Annotated in this window: 14 protein-coding genes; 6 read left to right on the forward strand and 8 right to left on the reverse strand. The window is 50.4% G+C overall.

All coding sequences use genetic code 11. From position 1 onward, the window contains the following. Nucleotides 1–278: 278 nt before the first annotated feature. Entirely contained in the window at nt 279–722 is a 444-nt protein-coding gene (locus tag H6F90_RS01995) for a hypothetical protein (RefSeq protein ID WP_190549747.1), read from the forward strand. On the opposite strand, the gene H6F90_RS02000 is transcribed toward H6F90_RS01995, so the two are convergent. The 4 genes from H6F90_RS02000 to gcvT all read right to left on the reverse strand — a co-directional run bounded on the left by H6F90_RS02000 (nt 719) and on the right by gcvT (nt 5,540). Beyond that, on the reverse strand, nt 719–1,441 hold the full coding sequence (locus H6F90_RS02000; protein ID WP_190549749.1) for a hypothetical protein: 723 nt from the start codon (nt 1,439–1,441) through the stop codon (nt 719–721). The two genes, H6F90_RS01995 and H6F90_RS02000, sit on opposite strands and share 4 nt — an antisense overlap. 63 nt (nt 1,442–1,504) lie before the next feature. Further along, nucleotides 1,505–1,921: a hypothetical protein gene (locus H6F90_RS02005; protein WP_190549751.1), complete on the reverse strand. Its 417-nt coding sequence runs from the start codon at nt 1,919–1,921 to the stop codon at nt 1,505–1,507. Between the two features lie 107 nt (nt 1,922–2,028). After that, on the reverse strand, nt 2,029–4,041 hold the full coding sequence (locus tag H6F90_RS02010; RefSeq protein ID WP_190549753.1) for an S-layer homology domain-containing protein: 2,013 nt from the start codon (nt 4,039–4,041) through the stop codon (nt 2,029–2,031). A 353-nt stretch (nt 4,042–4,394) separates the two neighbouring features. Continuing rightward, a complete protein-coding gene (gcvT, locus tag H6F90_RS02015) occupies nt 4,395–5,540 on the reverse strand; it encodes a glycine cleavage system aminomethyltransferase GcvT (RefSeq protein WP_370587923.1) in 1,146 nt (381 codons plus the stop codon). Nucleotides 5,541–5,689: 149 nt separating this feature from the next. Between gcvT and H6F90_RS02020 the strand changes: the two genes are divergently transcribed. From H6F90_RS02020 to H6F90_RS02030, 3 genes are all read left to right on the forward strand, one after another. Continuing rightward, nucleotides 5,690–7,870 carry an OmpA family protein gene (locus tag H6F90_RS02020; RefSeq protein WP_190549755.1) on the forward strand — a complete coding sequence of 727 codons (2,181 nt, stop codon included), beginning with the start codon at nt 5,690–5,692 and terminating at the stop codon, nt 7,868–7,870. A 207-nt stretch (nt 7,871–8,077) separates the two neighbouring features. Next, complete coding sequence (locus tag H6F90_RS02025; protein WP_190549757.1) at nt 8,078–8,731, forward strand: M23 family metallopeptidase; 654 nt, start codon at nt 8,078–8,080, stop codon at nt 8,729–8,731. 156 nt (nt 8,732–8,887) lie between these two features. Further along, nucleotides 8,888–9,235, forward strand: coding sequence for a helix-turn-helix domain-containing protein (locus H6F90_RS02030; RefSeq protein ID WP_190549759.1), 348 nt, complete (start codon nt 8,888–8,890; stop codon nt 9,233–9,235). Between the two features lie 101 nt (nt 9,236–9,336). Here the strand turns inward: H6F90_RS02030 and H6F90_RS02035 are convergent, their stop codons facing one another. Continuing rightward, nucleotides 9,337–10,347, reverse strand: a complete 1,011-nt coding sequence (locus H6F90_RS02035; RefSeq protein ID WP_190436037.1) for a phosphoribulokinase — start codon at nt 10,345–10,347, stop codon at nt 9,337–9,339. Between the two features lie 571 nt (nt 10,348–10,918). Between H6F90_RS02035 and petH the strand changes: the two genes are divergently transcribed. Next, nucleotides 10,919–12,175, forward strand: a complete 1,257-nt coding sequence (petH, locus tag H6F90_RS02040; RefSeq protein ID WP_190549761.1) for a ferredoxin--NADP reductase — start codon at nt 10,919–10,921, stop codon at nt 12,173–12,175. Between the two features lie 171 nt (nt 12,176–12,346). Then, nucleotides 12,347–13,672: a homoserine dehydrogenase gene (locus tag H6F90_RS02045; protein WP_190549763.1), complete on the forward strand. Its 1,326-nt coding sequence runs from the start codon at nt 12,347–12,349 to the stop codon at nt 13,670–13,672. Between the two features lie 125 nt (nt 13,673–13,797). On the opposite strand, the gene H6F90_RS02050 is transcribed toward H6F90_RS02045, so the two are convergent. The 3 genes from H6F90_RS02050 to H6F90_RS02060 form a co-directional block, all read right to left on the reverse strand. Continuing rightward, on the reverse strand, nt 13,798–14,409 hold the full coding sequence (locus H6F90_RS02050) for a hypothetical protein (RefSeq protein ID WP_190549766.1): 612 nt from the start codon (nt 14,407–14,409) through the stop codon (nt 13,798–13,800). 384 nt (nt 14,410–14,793) lie between these two features. Beyond that, on the reverse strand, nt 14,794–15,084 hold the full coding sequence (gatC, locus tag H6F90_RS02055; protein ID WP_190549768.1) for an Asp-tRNA(Asn)/Glu-tRNA(Gln) amidotransferase subunit GatC: 291 nt from the start codon (nt 15,082–15,084) through the stop codon (nt 14,794–14,796). A gap of 95 nt (nt 15,085–15,179) precedes the next feature. Continuing rightward, the gene (locus H6F90_RS02060; RefSeq protein ID WP_190436057.1) at nt 15,180–15,701 is read right to left on the reverse strand and encodes a photosystem I assembly protein Ycf3; all 522 of its coding nucleotides are present in this window, start codon (nt 15,699–15,701) and stop codon (nt 15,180–15,182) included. Nucleotides 15,702–15,800 lie beyond the last annotated feature (99 nt).

Below are 15,800 nucleotides of genomic sequence, written 5' to 3' on the forward strand. Positions count from 1 at the left end.
GAGTCTCAGCTCTGTTCCGTCTCTTCTTGTTGCTTGCATCAACATCTCCCTGTAAATCTCCCTCTAGCTTCTAGCACAGACAGCAACAGCTCCGGTAAACATAGAAATGCAACCATCCGTAGCATCCCTCAGGCTAACGAATGGAGCCCTAATTAATCAGCAATTCTGCCCTGACAAACCTGCGATCGCCCTCACTAACATGTTGAGAAGTGTGACTGACCTCCCAGGTATTGCTCACGCTCACCTCATTCCTCGGTACAGATCTAGGTTTAGTCAGCATGTTTAACAAATTCTCTAGAGTGGCGATCGCAATCGCTCTCTCCAGCGCCGCCATCAGCACCTCAACCCTCAAAGCTGAAGCAGTCACCAATCCCACCACTACACCTCCTGGTACTGCCTCAGCCGAGATTAGCCTAGCCACTCACCTAACTCAGGCAAACATAAAAATGTATGGTGCCTATAACTGTCCTTTTAGCCTGCTCCAGCGGCAACTGTTTGGCGAAGCCGCATTCAAGCAAGTGACCTATATCGAGTGCAACGCCAACGGCAAAAATGCCCAGGCCAGCCTTTGTCAAGCATTGCAAATCAAACAAACCCCAACTTGGGAAATTGGCGGGCATCTCTATTCCGGTGTCCGCTCCTTAGAGCAATTAGCCCGTCTCTCTAAGTACCAAGGATTCACTCACTTTCAGCAAGCTGAATCCTTGGTAAACAGCTTCTAGCGGCAGGACGCTTGACTAATCAGCATGCCATTACTAGTAGGGCTGACAGACTTGAGCTGCGATTGTTGCTGGCTTGTGGTTGAGTCGTAGGGGCAAGCCAAGTGCCCTCCCGCCCGGACTAGAAAGTCATCAAAGTCTCGGTCTTGAGCATTGGGCTTCACAATCACAGACCCCGTATCATCCCAAATAATGGCGATGCCTTGGTCGGCCAGGTTGCCCAGCCCTCCCTCAAATCTCACCAATCTGCTGCCATTGGTTTGGTTTTGGAAATTGGTGGAATAAAGTACGCCAGCAGGTCGTCCCTGAAAGCTAGATTCCAAATAGAAGGCATAGCGAGTATTGGCTTGAAACTCAAACTCAGCCAAAGGCTCAGGCACCGTATTGCCCGGAGTGCCCAAGAAATCATCGTTATCGCTAGTACCAATGTCAGAACTGTAATCCGAGGGTTCCATCAACGCTTGAGGATTGTCAGAAGGCTTCACTTCCGTAAACAGCGGCGTCCTCTCTCCCGTATCTAAGTTCACAATTCCAAAAATGGACTGGTACGCCCCGTTGGATTCAATAAACTCAAACTCCACAATCGTATCTACATCGAAGCGGATACCTTCTGTGCCAAAGATTTCCTCAGCTTGGACTGGAGCCGCCAATCCTCCCAATAAAAAGCTGCTCGCGATCGCGCCTAGCCACCACCCAATATTTCCAGCCTCTTTGTTTCGCATTGCCCGCCTTCCCATAGAGTTACTCCTCACTTAGACCACTGCTAATCCTCAATGCTGGAATGGTTACCAAATCTTCAAGTTCGCGCTTTTGAGTTGTTCAACTTGGGAACTATCCAAACCGCTGAGAAATTCCTGCGACGCTCTAATCGCTTCATTCAAACGAGACAAAGCTGGATTCACACATTCTTCACCAGGCCCACGAGCAAAGCGCCGGGGCACACGGGTCACTGCCTGCTCAGTCGTGTTGTAGGCATTGCGAGCCGCCGTTAGTTCTTGAGCCAGCCGATTCGCTGTTGCCAGGGTGTTAGGGTTCAGACCAGGTCTGGAAGGAAACCGGGGAGCCGTATTGTTAAAAACGTTAGTGCCACTTACATCCGACTGATTGTTGATTTGAACTTGAGCCTGAGCCGAGCCTGCAAAACAGCTCCCTCCCACTAAAGCAACTCCAACAATCCAACTCGCCCACCGCTTACTACGCATAAAGTTACTCCTGACTCCATCATCAAATTTTGGGGTTAAACTTTGCGGTTCAAGAGAAGGTAAAAGATTGGTCGCCCTTGATCTTCGACCTTCTCAGATTTCAGATACTAAAACTTCCAGGAATATCCCAGTCCTACTACAAAGCGAGCCCCATCGCCTGCACCAGCAATATCTCTCACGGCTGGAGTGATTACCAAGCTTTGATTTTTGAATGGCACAATTGAAAGACCTGCCGCTAAGTCTTCGCCTGTCCATTCCACTAAGGCACTCACAGGGCGAACAACTCTCACGGCCAAGCTACCAAAGACGTTGAAGTTATCTTTATCTTCAAACACATCATCTTCCGTTCGGAAACGACCATTGCCAATCCCTCCCGTGAGAGCAACTCGGCTGAATGGCGTGTTCAAATCTGGGCGAGTTCGGAAGATTTTAGTTGCGACTGCATAAATCGAGTCTTTAAAGTCTTCGTTGAATTCGTCACCAATCGTGATGAACCCATCCCAGCCCAAAGCAGCAGCAAAGTCTTCAGAGAAGGCGCGGTGAAGTTTCACATTGAATCCACCAGTGCCAAAGTCTCGGTTGCCTCCAAAGCTAGCCAGCGTATAGGACAACTCAACGCCTACATTTCTCTGGGCATCTCCTAAACCTACACCAAACCCAACTGCGGCATCATCTTTGTCACCGTAGCGAGTGCGTTCTTGATAGGTAGCACTGATAAAGCCAGTGCCGTTATCAGCTCCAAAGCCTACCGGGTTAGCAATGCTGAGAGCTGGCGATCCTTCAAAGACATTGCCGAAATTTTCTGACTCAGTTTGCACAGCTTCCAAGCGAGTCTGCAAGTCTTGAATCGTTTCCTCGGAAGGAGCTGCCGTCGTTGGCGTAGTTGGCAATGTCGGTGAGGGTGAAGTGGCAGGAGTTTCAGCCGTAGTTGCTGCGCCAGCAATATATTGCGCCGCCGTAGTGCTTGCATCCAGCGCCGATACTTCACCTGTTTGCACTAAGGCTTGGTAAATAAAAGCCGCTACCTCAGCTCTAGTGGCTAATTGCTGCGGGTTCAGCGCTCTCACATTTGGATAACTGACGACCAAGCGCTTGTCAGTTGCGATCGCCAAATCAGTTCGCTCTGCCGTTGATACCTGGGCCGCATCTTCGAAATAAGTTTCTAAAATATCGGCACTGGTTGACTCCGAGGTCAATTTCAAGCCATTGACTAAACCCACCAGCGCTTGATTGCGGGAGATACCTTGGTCGGGAAGAAACACATTGTTGCCAGATGCGGAGACAAACCCAGAACGGTACGCTTCGTCGATGGCGCTGTAAGCCCAGTAGTTCGTGGATACATCCGAAAACTGTACCGAGGTACGGACGGGTTGCACTTGGAAGGCTTGCCGCACGATCGCAGAAAATTGAGCTCTGGTCACCGTAATGTCGGGTCGAAAGGTGCCATCGGGAAAGCCACGCACCACATCTCTGGATGCCAACGACTCAATCACGCTTTGCGCCCAGTGGCCTTGAATATCTGAAAACGAGCTAACTTGGGCTACCTGGTATTCGCTTCTAGAACTGGATACAGGTGCGATCGCAGAGTTAGATTCACGGCGCTGAGGTGCAAACTCAGGTCTTAGAGTTTCTGCTCTAGTTTTAGGCGCAGGCGTAATTGCAGTTGATTCAGCGGCAGTTAGTTGTTTCGGTTGTGCCGCCACAACCGGAGTTTCAGGGCGATCGACCTCTGAAGCAACCACTGCGGATTGGGAGTCGGAGACTGACACAGATTTGTCAGTTACATCCGGTGCTGGAACTAAATCATTGATCGTTACGGCTGACTCCACTGATGCAGCTGACCAACCTAGCTGAGCATCTGGAACAGGTGTGGCCGCAAATTCAGTAACCGAAGCACTTTCTGGAGGCGCGATCGCGGGTGTGGTGACTAAATCAGCCGCGCTAGTTGAAACGACAGAGCTGCCAGGTTCTGGGACTGATGCCAATGGAACGACCACATCTGCCTTAGCTTCTGGCGTTAAGCCAGCTCCTACTAAAGCTAACAATGTACAGGTAGCCACGGTGCGAACATAACTCACCGTCTCTTTTTGCACCCAATGTTGCCAAACAGCACGCAACAAAAATCGCTTGTGCTCATTTGTAGTGTTGCTATTTGGACTCTGAAGAAGCCTGCGATCGCTCGGTATCATGACTGAACCACTCCTACTACCCACCAGGAAATCTCTTGTCTGTCGTGAACATTGCTCAGACAACATTCACATCCTTGCCAACTGCCAGCCAGCACCCGATCTGATCTCGCTTACAGGCTGTTAGGTTGAGTATCCGCATAAAACAGGATCAACCGTCGAAAAAGCTAAAAAACTTCTCCTAATCATGAGCGAGTCGGCAGGTGATGGCAAAAAATTTTTGGAAATATTTAAAGATTTTAGGTAGCGTAGCAAGACTAGCGGCAATTTGCTAGATCAGTTGAGCATCACAGACTGGCTTGTCGCCGATAAAAGGGGCGCTTTACTACTTCCCCTGGATAGAATTTGCCGCGAATCTCTACATTGAGTTGCTGCCCCACTTTGCTCAAAGCTACGGGGACATAAGCCAGCGCGATCGCTTGCTCTAAGGTGGGTGACCAACTACCACTGGTTACCTCACCCAGAGGTTGTCCCTCATACACTACCGGATAGCCATGCCGCGCAATATTGCGCCCTGCCATCCTCAGTCCTACTAAACGCCGTTGCACACCTGCTTGCTTCTGTTGCTCCAACACCGATCGCCCGATAAAGTCGCCTTTAGTGTCTAGATGCACCAACCAGCCCAGACCTGCTTCTAAAGGTGTGGTGGCTTCGTCAATATCTTGGCCGTAGAGGGCCATTGCCGCCTCTAAACGCAAGGTGTCCCGACAGCCCAAGCCACAAGGAGTCACACCTGCCGCCAGCAGCGATCGCCATAGTTCTACACCTGCCGCTGCATCGACCATGACTTCAAAACCATCTTCTCCGGTATAGCCTGTGCGAGCGAGGAAACCGAGTTGACCCAAGACTGGAGCCGCTAAATGACCAAAGGGCTTAACGGCACTCAAGTCGGCTTCAATTAAGGGTTGGAGACAGGCGATCGCTTGAGGGCCTTGTACGGCAATCAGGGCTTTTTCTGTAGACAGGTCTTGAAAATCCACCTGGCCCAAATCCAGATGCTCGGTCAACCAAGTTTTATCTTTTAACGTGGTGCCTGCGTTGACAATTAGCACTACCGTTGGTTGCCCTGCTGCATCTTCTCCTTGGTAATACACAATCAAATCATCCACAATACCCGCTTCTGGCGTGAGCAAAACGGTGTATTGGGCGGCACCAGGTTGGAGCCGAGCTAGATCGGAGGGCACTAAACACTGGAGTTGCTCAATTACTTGGTGGCCCTTCAGCACGAATTTGCCCATGTGGGAGATGTCAAACATTCCCGCTTGCTGGCGCACCGCTTGGTGTTCTTGAGCAATGCCGACATACTGCACAGGCATCTCCCAGCCCGAAAAGGCAGTCATGCGAGCTTTCAGGGCTACGGCATGCTCAAATAGGGGGGTCCGGGCCAAGGGCAGAGGAGTTGCAGCATTGTTTGCATCGCTTAATGAGGCCACAGCTTTGAATTCCGTTCGAGTAAGACTGTATTGATCCTACGGGAAACTACTACCAGTTGCTTTAACCGTTAGGGTCGCTGATTCTGGGTCAGCAAAATCAGGGTAAACTCTGAATCACTTCGTTGATCGTCACCTTCCATAGCTTGACCATGCCTGCATCCTACCGCTTCAAATCGGCTGCTCTCCTAGGACTCTGGGTTGGCCTTACAGAAATCGCGATCGCGCCCAGCGTCACAGCCGCTCCCAGCTCTGAGAATAATCCCTCCCTTGCGCCACATTTACGGGTAGTGGTCAACAGCAACCAAGATGGGCCGATCCAGCCAGATGCAACCATAACCCTGCGAGAAGCGATCGCCCTAACGAATGGCACCCTAGAGCGCGATCGCTTGAGTGCCGAAGAACAAGCTCAAGTCACAGCCCTAAGTGCCGATGCCCCTTCCCGCATCGAGTTCAGCTTACCTGCCGAGCAAACAACGATTCGCCTCACCTCCGTCTTGCCACCGCTCGATCGCCCTGGCTTAGTTATCGATGGCAGCACGCAACCCGGATATGATGCAGAAAAATCGGCTACGGCTGAAATCAGCGTTCCGATCCCAGTAGTCGCTATTACTCCCGCGGAGGGTCAGGAAGTCTTTCGGGGGCTAACTGTCGTTGCGGACAATGTGACGATTCGCGGCCTCAGCCTTTACGGATTCAACTCCCGTCGTCAAGTACCCGCCAGCACTCCGCCTGCCGATATTTTTATTGCACACCGTTTACCACCCCCAGACACCAGCCAGCAGCAACCTCCCAACGCCAACTTCCCGTTTGGTGCTGAAGACAAACCGCCGCAGAACGTCACAATTGAGAACAACTGGTTAGGCCTAACTATTGATGAAAAGATGCCTACCAATCTCTCAGCGTTTGGTGTGTCTGTGTTTAACGGAGTCGGCACCGTGATTCGGCGCAACCGAATTGCCAACCATGAAGGCAGCGGCATTATTACGGCGGTGCGGGCGGAGAATACCCAAGTTACAGAAAACATCATTGTAGGCAACGGTATTGCGGGGATGCCCGACGCGATTCGCTTGGAAGGTGTGATCGATCGCTCCCAAATTACGGCTAACTTGATTTGCGGCAACGATGGCAGTGGCATTTACTTGTTTAAGCCTGATGGATCGGTCCAGATTCAAGCCAACCAAATTAAGCTCAATGGACGGCGGTTGCGGCGAGCCGCAGTCTATTTAATGGGCAATCAGCATCAGGTGATCAAGAACCAGATCAGCTACCAAACGGGGCCAGGAGTTGTTGTCACCTCCTATCCCAAGAGCGATCGCAACTTGATTCAAGACAACCAATTTGCCGCCTTAGAAGGACTCAGCATTGACCTGAACACGCAGCAGAACGTAGGCGTGCAAGACTATCAGCGTGGCGATGGCCCCAATCCTCCTCGCAATTCGGGCAATCGGCGCTTAGATACTGGCAACTCAGCCATTAATGCTCCTCAGTGGCTTAGTTCAGAATTTATCCTGCTCAATGATCAAGTGAATGTGGATGGCAAAGCCGATCCAGGTGCTCAAGTCGAGATTTATCGGGTTGAGGCGAAAGGCGAGGAAACAGTGGCAGGCAGCAAAGCCATTAATCTGTTTCCTGGTTATGCACCCTTAAGCAAAGCGATCGCCACCGCAACAGCCAACGAAAAAGGTCGATTTAGCGCCACTTTGACCAACGTGCAGCCCGGCGAGCAAATTAGCGCGATCGCCACAGATAGCCGTTACGGGACCTCCGAGCCAGCCGCCAACGCCACTATCCGCACCACCCAAGGCGCTGTGGCTCCTCCCGAACCTACGCCAGTTACAGAAGTGCCCCGTTGCACCACTCCCCCCGTGGCTCAGGTGCCACCCACACCTCCAGTAGAACCTACACCAACTCCACCTCCCATTCGGTTGCGCGTACCCAGAAACATCCACTTTGCTCTCGACAAAGATATTGTTAGCCCAGAGAGCGCGGCGGTACTCAATCAAATCGCTGATGTGCTGCGAGAATATCCTTTCATCGTGGTGGATATTGAAGGCCACACTGACCCTCGGGCTAGCGATGCCTACAACTTAGATCTAGGTCGTCGTCGAGCTTTAGCAGCCAGAAACTATTTACTCCGTCGAGGCGTTGCACCAGAACGGTTGACCATTCGTTCTTTGGGCGAAACCCAACGTAAAACCACTGGCGCCAGTCGCGTAGACTACGCTCGCGATCGCCGAGCCGAATTTACCTTCCAAGACATACGCGGTGTAGACATCATCTTTGAGTCTCAAGAAGAAGACTTGCAAGTTGAACCTGGGGGTAGCAGGTAAGTTACATCCGTAAATTCCGTCAAATCACCAGGCCCTTTAAAGCAACTGGCTGGGTGGAGATCCGTGTGAACGCCAGTTAATTCTCCATGCGTTCCAGGCAAAGTGAGGGCTATGCGATTTACTAGCTTTATTGCTAGGAGCAATCGTATTTTTGGTGTGAAATAGGGTGTCCTCGCTCAGTCCTTTATCGAATTGAACGAACCACGCATGACGATCCCATCCTTAAACTGCCGTCCCCTGCAATTGCTACTAACTGCATCATTAACGATAGGTAGCTTAGCAGCCGGATTGCTAGATCCAGCGATCGCGACTCCCCAAAATTACCGGATTCAAGTTACTACCAATTCAGCCACTGGCTCCATCAAACTGATTCAAGTACCAGTCCCCAGTTATCCCGTCGCGGCCTCCAGACCATCCAGTTCGAAGCCCAATTTTGCTTGGCCCACAGATTCCTCCCTTCAAGCAGGCTATATTTGGCCCGTCAAAGGCGTTGTCACCTCTGGATTTGGTCCCCGTTGGGGTCGCATGCACAATGGCATCGATATTGCTGGCCCTGTTGGTGCGCCGATTCAAGCAGCAGCAGATGGAATTGTGATCAGTGCTGGCTGGAACCAGGGTGGCTACGGCAACTTAGTCAAAATTCAACATTTGAATGGTAGCGTCACCTTTTACGCTCATAATCAGAGACTTTTGGTGCAGCAAGGCCAGCAGGTGCGGCAAGGCCAAATCATCGCTGAGCTAGGCAGTACAGGTAATAGTACTGGCCCCCATTGCCACTTCGAAATCCGCCCCCAAGGACAAAGCGCTGTTAATCCGATCGCCTATCTTCCCAGTACGGTGGCTCAGCAATTCACTCACTAACGATCTCTAGAAAAACTAGGGCTGCACCAAATCAGATTTGCGATTTTATATTGGGCAGGCGCAGACCACTCCACCAAGCAAAATTAACTTGAGGTAACACTAGGGGCTAAATGTAAGGTATAGACTAGAGAGCTAGATACCACCTCAAAAGATACTATGGAGCCTCAAGCGGAGAGCCGCGATCGCGTCACCTGTGCTGTAGAAACGACACTAGGCGTGATCGGCGGGCGTTGGAAGGTTTTGATTATTCGCGAATTATTTCCTGGGGTAAAACGCTTTGGAGAGTTACACCGAGCGTTGAATGGCATCACCCAAAAAATGCTGACGCAACAACTGCGAGAAATGGAACAAGACGGTTTAGTGCATCGCCAGGTTTACCTGCAAGTCCCACCCAAAGTGGAATACTCCCTGACTCCCCTTGGCGCAACCCTCAAGCCAATCTTGAACTCCATGCACGAATGGGGAACTAAGTTTTTGGAGAGCCAGGAGTTAGACCAGATTTGACCTTAGCTAGCGATCGCCATATTGCCATCAACGCTATAGAAAAAGCGCGAGACCTCAGCCTCGCGCCCTAGTAATACAGCCTGTGATGGAAACAAAAAGCTTTAGACGTTAGCTGCTACCTTGGTCTTCGCTTCTTTAGACGTCAAACGCTCGTAAGTTGCCCGCATCTTCAGACCCGTCAGCACTTGGAATAAACCAGTACCGTTGTTCGAACCGGGATACTCACGGTGTTGCAGCAACAGATGAGTGACTTCACCTTCGTACTTAGCCGAAGTCTTGCTGAGGTGCTTCTCAATGTAGATTACTTCCTCTAGCTCGTCGAACTGACCATCCACTTCCAGCACGGAAACGCTGTGATCGTAGTAGGTATCAGGACCGTAGAACATCTTGATACCGGGATACGAGCAAGTGAGCTTACGACCACAAGGAGTCCAGTCGATGGTAGAGCCTTCATCAAATAGATAAGCAGGCTCGAATCCTTCAACCCCATCTTTCTGCACCATACGAACGCGCAGAACTTTGCGCTCCGTTTCACCTTTGATCAGGTTAGTGGGTAGTACCTGAATCACCACATCAGCGTGGCCTTTTTGCGGATCGATATAAGCTTCGAAGTCAGGGCGACGAGCATTGATGGCTGCCATGACATCGTCATAGGTGTGACCACGCTCAGCCATATCTCGCTGAATCTTCCAAGCGATCTTCACTTCATCACTGATGTCGAGGTAAACGCTGAAGTCAAGCAGCGATCGCACCCGCTCATCATGCAGAGGATGCAAACCTTCAATCACGATGATGTGATTAGGATCAATCCGTTCTGGAGGATCGAGTTCGCCCGTTTCGTGGTTGTAGATAGGCTTATCAATAGACTGGCCGTTCTTCAGAGCTTTGACCTGCTCGTACATCAAGTCAAAGTTGTTAGCACGGGGATCAAGGGCGGTAATCCCGGTCTCCTTACGTTGCTTCCGGTCCAGACTGTGGTAGTCGTCGAGGCAGATTACGGTAACAAAATCTTCCCCAAACAAATCTGTCAATCGGCGCAAAAATGTAGATTTACCGCATCCGGAGTCTCCGGCAACGCCAATTAAAACCACGCGGTCTGGCTTACTGGTCATAGATTCCCTCTAACGATCGTTGAATAGACTGTTCACTAACTGAGTTTTGAGCAGATTCACTCTAGAGCCCGGAATTCACGCCCGAAGTGGGTAGTGCGGCTTAGAAGGCTGGCACAGAGGCAGATGCAAAACAAACGTGCAGCAAAAGAGCTACCGCTTATCCTGAGGAAGCTTTTCTAGTAAGTATTTAATACTACTTTAACAGTTCATCTTACCAGAACATGATCCCCTCTACAAGTTCAGCCTGAATTAAAAATTAGCTCGGTTCCTATCTATGCTAAGGTTAATTGCGCATTTTAAAGAAATGAAATTGGCTCGACATTGACATTCTTTTCCTGACTAACCTTTTATGCTTTGGGTAGCCATGAGAAAGAGGCCGAGATATTTCGGTCTTCCGATACTCTAGAAGTAGGCATGGCTTCTATAACTGCGTGATGTAATTGCGTGATGCAGATTTAATCTTTCAGTCCTTTGAGACTTGCGATTGAGGCGTAGGGCTAACATTAATGGGAGCCAAGGACGCTTTGTAGCAAAATGTTAAGTTAAGTTGGGTTCGGAGATATCTATAGCAATGTTCAATTCAAGTGCAGCGGGCGGTGCTGGCAACACGGCTTCCGGTAGCCGTCTCTTCCGCTATGAAGTCGTCGGTCTGCGTCAGAATTCGGAAACGGATAAAACGAACTACCCCATTCGTCGCAGCGGTAGCACCTTTATCACAGTGCCCTATAACCGCATGAACGATATGATGCAGCGCATTCTGCGTATGGGCGGCAAGATTGTTGGCATTGAGCCACTCAATAGTGAAACCCTTACCAACGGTAATGCGGCTGCTAGTAAAAGTTCACAGTCAGCGCAATCTGCTTCGGCGGCTCAACCCGCTAAGATGCAAGCAGATTCTGCTCCAGCAGCAGGTGCAAAGCATGAAGCTCTATTCGAAGAAAATGTTCCCGTTAACATTTATCGTCCAAATAGCCCCTATTTAGGCAAATGTGTTTCTAACGAGGAACTAGTGGGCGAAGGCGGGATTGGCACCGTTCGCCACCTAATTTTTGATGTTTCTGGTGGTGATTTGCGCTACCTAGAAGGCCAAAGTATTGGTATCATCCCACCTGGTATTGATAAAAAGGGTAAACCTGAAAAGCTCCGTCTGTACTCGATCGCGTCTACTCGGCATGGCGATCACGTCGATGACAAAACTGTTTCTTTGTGCGTGCGGCAGCTAGAGTACAAGCACCCTGAAACAGGCGAGACCGTTTACGGAGTTTGCTCTACCCACCTCTGCAACCTCAAGGAAGGCGACGAAGTTAAAATCACGGGACCAGTTGGGAAGGAAATGCTCCTGCCCACCGATCCCAATGCCAACGTGATCATGTTTGCAACAGGCACGGGGATTGCACCTTTCCGGGCTTACCTATGGCGCATGTTTAAGGACGCTGAGCGCCAAGCCAATCCTGGCTACCAATTTAAGGGTTTTGCTTGGTTGGTCTTCGGCATTCCCACCAGCCCCAACATTCTCTACAAAGAAGAGTTGGAAGAAATTCAGCAAAAGTATCCAGAAAACTTCCGCCTCACTTGTGCCATCAGCCGGGAGCAAAAGAATGCCTCTGGCGGTCGGATGTACATCCAAGACCGTGTGGCCGAGCATGCAGATGAACTGTGGAAGCTGATCCAGCAGGAGAACACCCACACCTACATTTGCGGTCTCAAAGGTATGGAAGGCGGCATTGATGAAGCGCTGTCTGCTGCGGCTGCCAAAGACGGTGTGACCTGGAGCGATTACCAGAAGCAAATGAAGAAGAGCGAGCGCTGGCACGTAGAAACCTACTAAGCTGCGATCGCTCCGTGAATGCTCCGCTGAGCTGAAGTCTCAGAGTGTCATCACTAGCAGTTAAACTAGCCCTAGAGTCTGGATCGATTGGGAAGCAACTTTTCTTCCTGAAGATTCAAACCCTAGGGCTTATTCGTTTGTCAGAACTTATTGGAATTTGGGATAACGGTTGTGACCTTCAAAGTCGGTTTGCTAGGGCTAGGAACAGTGGGCACGGGTACAGCACAGATTTTGCTCGATGCAACGCAGCGCCACCCTTTGTTAAAGGAGTTAGAAATTTATCGAGTCGGGGTGCGATCGCTCGACAAACCCCGTGAAATCGACCTGCCTGCTGACTTACTAACCACGGATCTCGAATCCATTGTGACCGACCCCAACATCGATATTGTGGTTGAAGTGATGGGGGGTTTAGAGCCTGCGCGATCGCTGATTCTTCAAGCCATTGCTCATGGTAAGCATGTGGTCACGGCCAATAAAGCTGCGATCGCCCGTTATGGTGCTGAGATTTTTACCGCTGCCAATGAAGCAGGTGTGTACGTGCTGCTAGAAGCAGCGGTAGGCGGGGGAATTCCAGTAATTCAACCCCTCAAGCAGTCACTCGGGGCCAATCGTATCGATACGGTTATAGGGATTGTCAATGGCACCACTAACTACATCCTGACCCGGATGCAAAACGAAGGCGTTGACTTCGCTGAGGTGCTAGCAGATGCTCAACGATTGGGTTATGCCGAAGCCGATCCCACCGCTGATGTAGATGGCCTAGATGCAGCCGACAAAATTGCGATTCTAGCTTCACTCGCCTTTGGCGGACGAATTAAATTAGCAGAAGTTTATTGTGAAGGCATTCGTCAGGTCAGTGCTGCTGATATTGCCTACGCGGAGCGGCTCGGTTTTGTGATTAAGCTGCTGGCGATCGCTAAGCGCAACACAGTTTCTACTGATAGCGAACCAGAACAGCTTCAAATTCGGGTACACCCAACTCTAGTTCCCAAATCTCACCCCCTCGCTAGCGTCAACGATGTCTACAACGCCATCTTGGTGGAAGGTGAGCCAATTGGGCAGGTGATGTTCTTCGGTCGCGGTGCAGGCGCAGGACCAACCGCTAGTGCAGTGGTGTCAGATATGCTCAACATTGCCGCTGTGCTGCAAGCTAATCTAGTGCCAGTTCCCACTCAGCCTACTCAAGCCGCACACCCTCTGTTAGCTTGCTCTCACCAGCACTACAGCGCGATCGCACCAATGACAGACTTAGTGACTCGCTTTTACGCCCGATTTCTCACTAAGGACTACCCTGGCGTCATTGGCAAACTAGGTACCTGCTTCGGCAACCATCAAGTCAGCTTGGAATCCGTTGTTCAGATTGGCAATCAAGATGGTCTAGCAGAAATCGTCGTCGTTACGCACGATGTTCCAGAAGGGAACTTTCGCCAAGCCCTAGAAGAAATCCGCAGCTTGTCATCAATCAGCAGTGTCTCTAGCGTGCTACGAGTGCTTTAACTTTGCAACATAAAATCCAGCTCTAAGAAAAGCCTCATTACTTAGAGCTGGATCGAATAGGATTCTAAGGTCTTGGTATGAGCTTGAAACAGTGAAACCCTGGGGGCTTTGTCTGACTGAGAACCTCAGGGGGTCTGAGGTGCAGGTGAATCTGAGCTGGGGGCTGATTCAGGAGACATAGAACCGTCAGGACTCATGCCGGGGTCGGTCGTACTCCCAGCGTCATCGGCGGGGCTAGATGGGTCTACTTCAGGTACAGTGCCGCTGTCAGGGCTACCAGGTGAGCTGGGTGGACCCGCAGGCCGAGTCATATCGGGCTCTTCGGTCTCGGTTGTGTCTGTTGTGCTGGGGTCGGTCGTACTCCCAGAGTCATCAGCCGGGGTAGATGGGTCTACTTCAGGTACAGTGCCGCTGTCAGGGCTACCGGGGGAGCTAGGTGGACCCGCAGGCCGAGTCATATCGGGCTCTTCGGTCTCGGTTGTGTCTGTAGTTGTATCCGCAGGTTCAGCCGTATCCTCAGAAGGGCTGGTGGGGGCTGCGGTCGAATCTAAAGGGGTACCACCAGGACAGCGGGAGTTTAGGGGAAAAACTTCGCACAGAATTCTGAAGCCTTCTGGAGAAAGCTTGATTTCTGCCGCAGAGGGGGCAGTTGTGCCACTCGATTGGGCAACAGCAGCACCGCTAGTGAGAGCCAGGGCTAGGGCTGTCCCAAAGAGGGTAACGTATTTAGCCTTCACAAGACTTAACCTCAACAAAGGACTTTGCCAATTAAATCAGAAGGCAAATTTTTAGAAATCCGCCTTATAGGTAGTGTGAATATCCTCCTATGGAGGGTAGACGGCTTAACATCCTACCCCGTGGCATCCATCTATAGATATGCCAAACTTTGATGTCAGAGCTTACTAACCTGTTTTTAACCTTTTGGCTCCTAGCCAAAAGAGGAGGGCAACTTACGCCCCTACTCTCCGTGCTGTTAGGACTCTATAGGTGTCCTAATAATTTATCCGGTTGGGGTTTGTGAGAGGTGCACCTTCCACAAATCATTTAGGATTGCTACATCTAATTGAGACACCAATTATTTGGTTAGCTTTCACTAATTAGCTTTCACTAATCAGCTTTCACTAATCAGCGTTGATGATTTTAGGCACTCTAAAAAAGTCAGCATCTCGCTCAGGTGCGCCTTCTAGAATCGTTTCGCGATCGCCATATGGCTGCAACTGGTCTACTCGCGTCACATTATTCAAATCAATCGCCCGTGTGGTTGGTTCTACATTGCTTGTGTCCAACTCACTGAGCTGCTCAAAATAGTCCAAAATGCTGCTTAGTTGTGTCGCAAATTTTTCTTCCTCTTCAACCGCCAATTCTAAACGAGCGAGGTGAGCAACTTTATGAACTTGATCGCGATCCAGCATAGGTAAGTAGCTCAGAAGTAAAGGTCAAAAAAATCACAGCTAACCATGACGAAAGATTAGCTGCTGTAGGTCAACTGGATAGAAAGAGCAACCGACTAAAAATACACATCCATCTGCGAACGGCCTGTGGTTTTGAGCCAGTTCTGCGCCTCAATATAGTTGTTAGGAGCCATCCGAATGGCAGTTTTCCAATATTGAGCTGCTTGATCAAACAAGGCTTCGGCTGCCTCATCGTTGCCCGCTTCTTTTTCCTGTTCGCCTCGGTAGTGGTAAATTACTGCCACGTTGTTGAGGGCCTGAGGTAAGCGAGGGTTCAGCTCGATCGCTTCTAGATAGTTCTTTAGGGCTTCTTCGTGTTCACCATTGTTGGTGCGAATTAAGCCAATGTTGTAAAGAACGTAACTGCGATCGTAGGGATCGTCTTCCAGCTTCAAGGCTTCGAAATAGTTGTCGAGAGCTTCCGCATACTCTCCATCAGCCTGAGCAGACATGCCATCTCGGTAATAGGCAAACGCTTCTTTTTCTTTCTTGGTGGCTGGCAGAACTTTGAGAATCATGTCTGCCATGACTGTGAAGCTTTTATCGATGAAGTTGTCGTTTCGTTGAAATCTTGGCATAGTCGCCTCTGCGAATGGGGGCCAGTGGCTCAGATAACCGCTTGGCTAGGTCACTTGCTAAACGCTTATTCCACTAATTTAGCGCCGATTGGTCACTTC

Origin of the sequence: Trichocoleus sp. FACHB-591 (assembly GCF_014695845.1) — a bacterium.
In the GTDB taxonomy this organism is placed as follows: domain Bacteria; phylum Cyanobacteriota; class Cyanobacteriia; order FACHB-46; family FACHB-46; genus Trichocoleus.

Excerpts from the sequence above, each read along its gene's own strand:
- H6F90_RS02025 (WP_190549757.1), top strand. The coding sequence starts at position 8,078 with ATGACGATCCCATCCTTAAACTGCCGTCCCCTGCAATTGCTACTAACT.
- H6F90_RS02030 (WP_190549759.1), top strand. The coding sequence starts at position 8,888 with ATGGAGCCTCAAGCGGAGAGCCGCGATCGCGTCACCTGTGCTGTAGAA.
- H6F90_RS02035 (WP_190436037.1), bottom strand. The coding sequence starts at position 10,347 with ATGACCAGTAAGCCAGACCGCGTGGTTTTAATTGGCGTTGCCGGAGAC.
- H6F90_RS02000 (WP_190549749.1), bottom strand. The coding sequence starts at position 1,441 with ATGCGAAACAAAGAGGCTGGAAATATTGGGTGGTGGCTAGGCGCGATC.
- H6F90_RS02005 (WP_190549751.1), bottom strand. The coding sequence starts at position 1,921 with ATGCGTAGTAAGCGGTGGGCGAGTTGGATTGTTGGAGTTGCTTTAGTG.
- H6F90_RS02060 (WP_190436057.1), bottom strand. The coding sequence starts at position 15,701 with ATGCCAAGATTTCAACGAAACGACAACTTCATCGATAAAAGCTTCACA.
- gatC (WP_190549768.1), bottom strand. The coding sequence starts at position 15,084 with ATGCTGGATCGCGATCAAGTTCATAAAGTTGCTCACCTCGCTCGTTTA.
- petH (WP_190549761.1), top strand. The coding sequence starts at position 10,919 with ATGTTCAATTCAAGTGCAGCGGGCGGTGCTGGCAACACGGCTTCCGGT.
- H6F90_RS02020 (WP_190549755.1), top strand. The coding sequence starts at position 5,690 with ATGCCTGCATCCTACCGCTTCAAATCGGCTGCTCTCCTAGGACTCTGG.
- H6F90_RS01995 (WP_190549747.1), top strand. The coding sequence starts at position 279 with ATGTTTAACAAATTCTCTAGAGTGGCGATCGCAATCGCTCTCTCCAGC.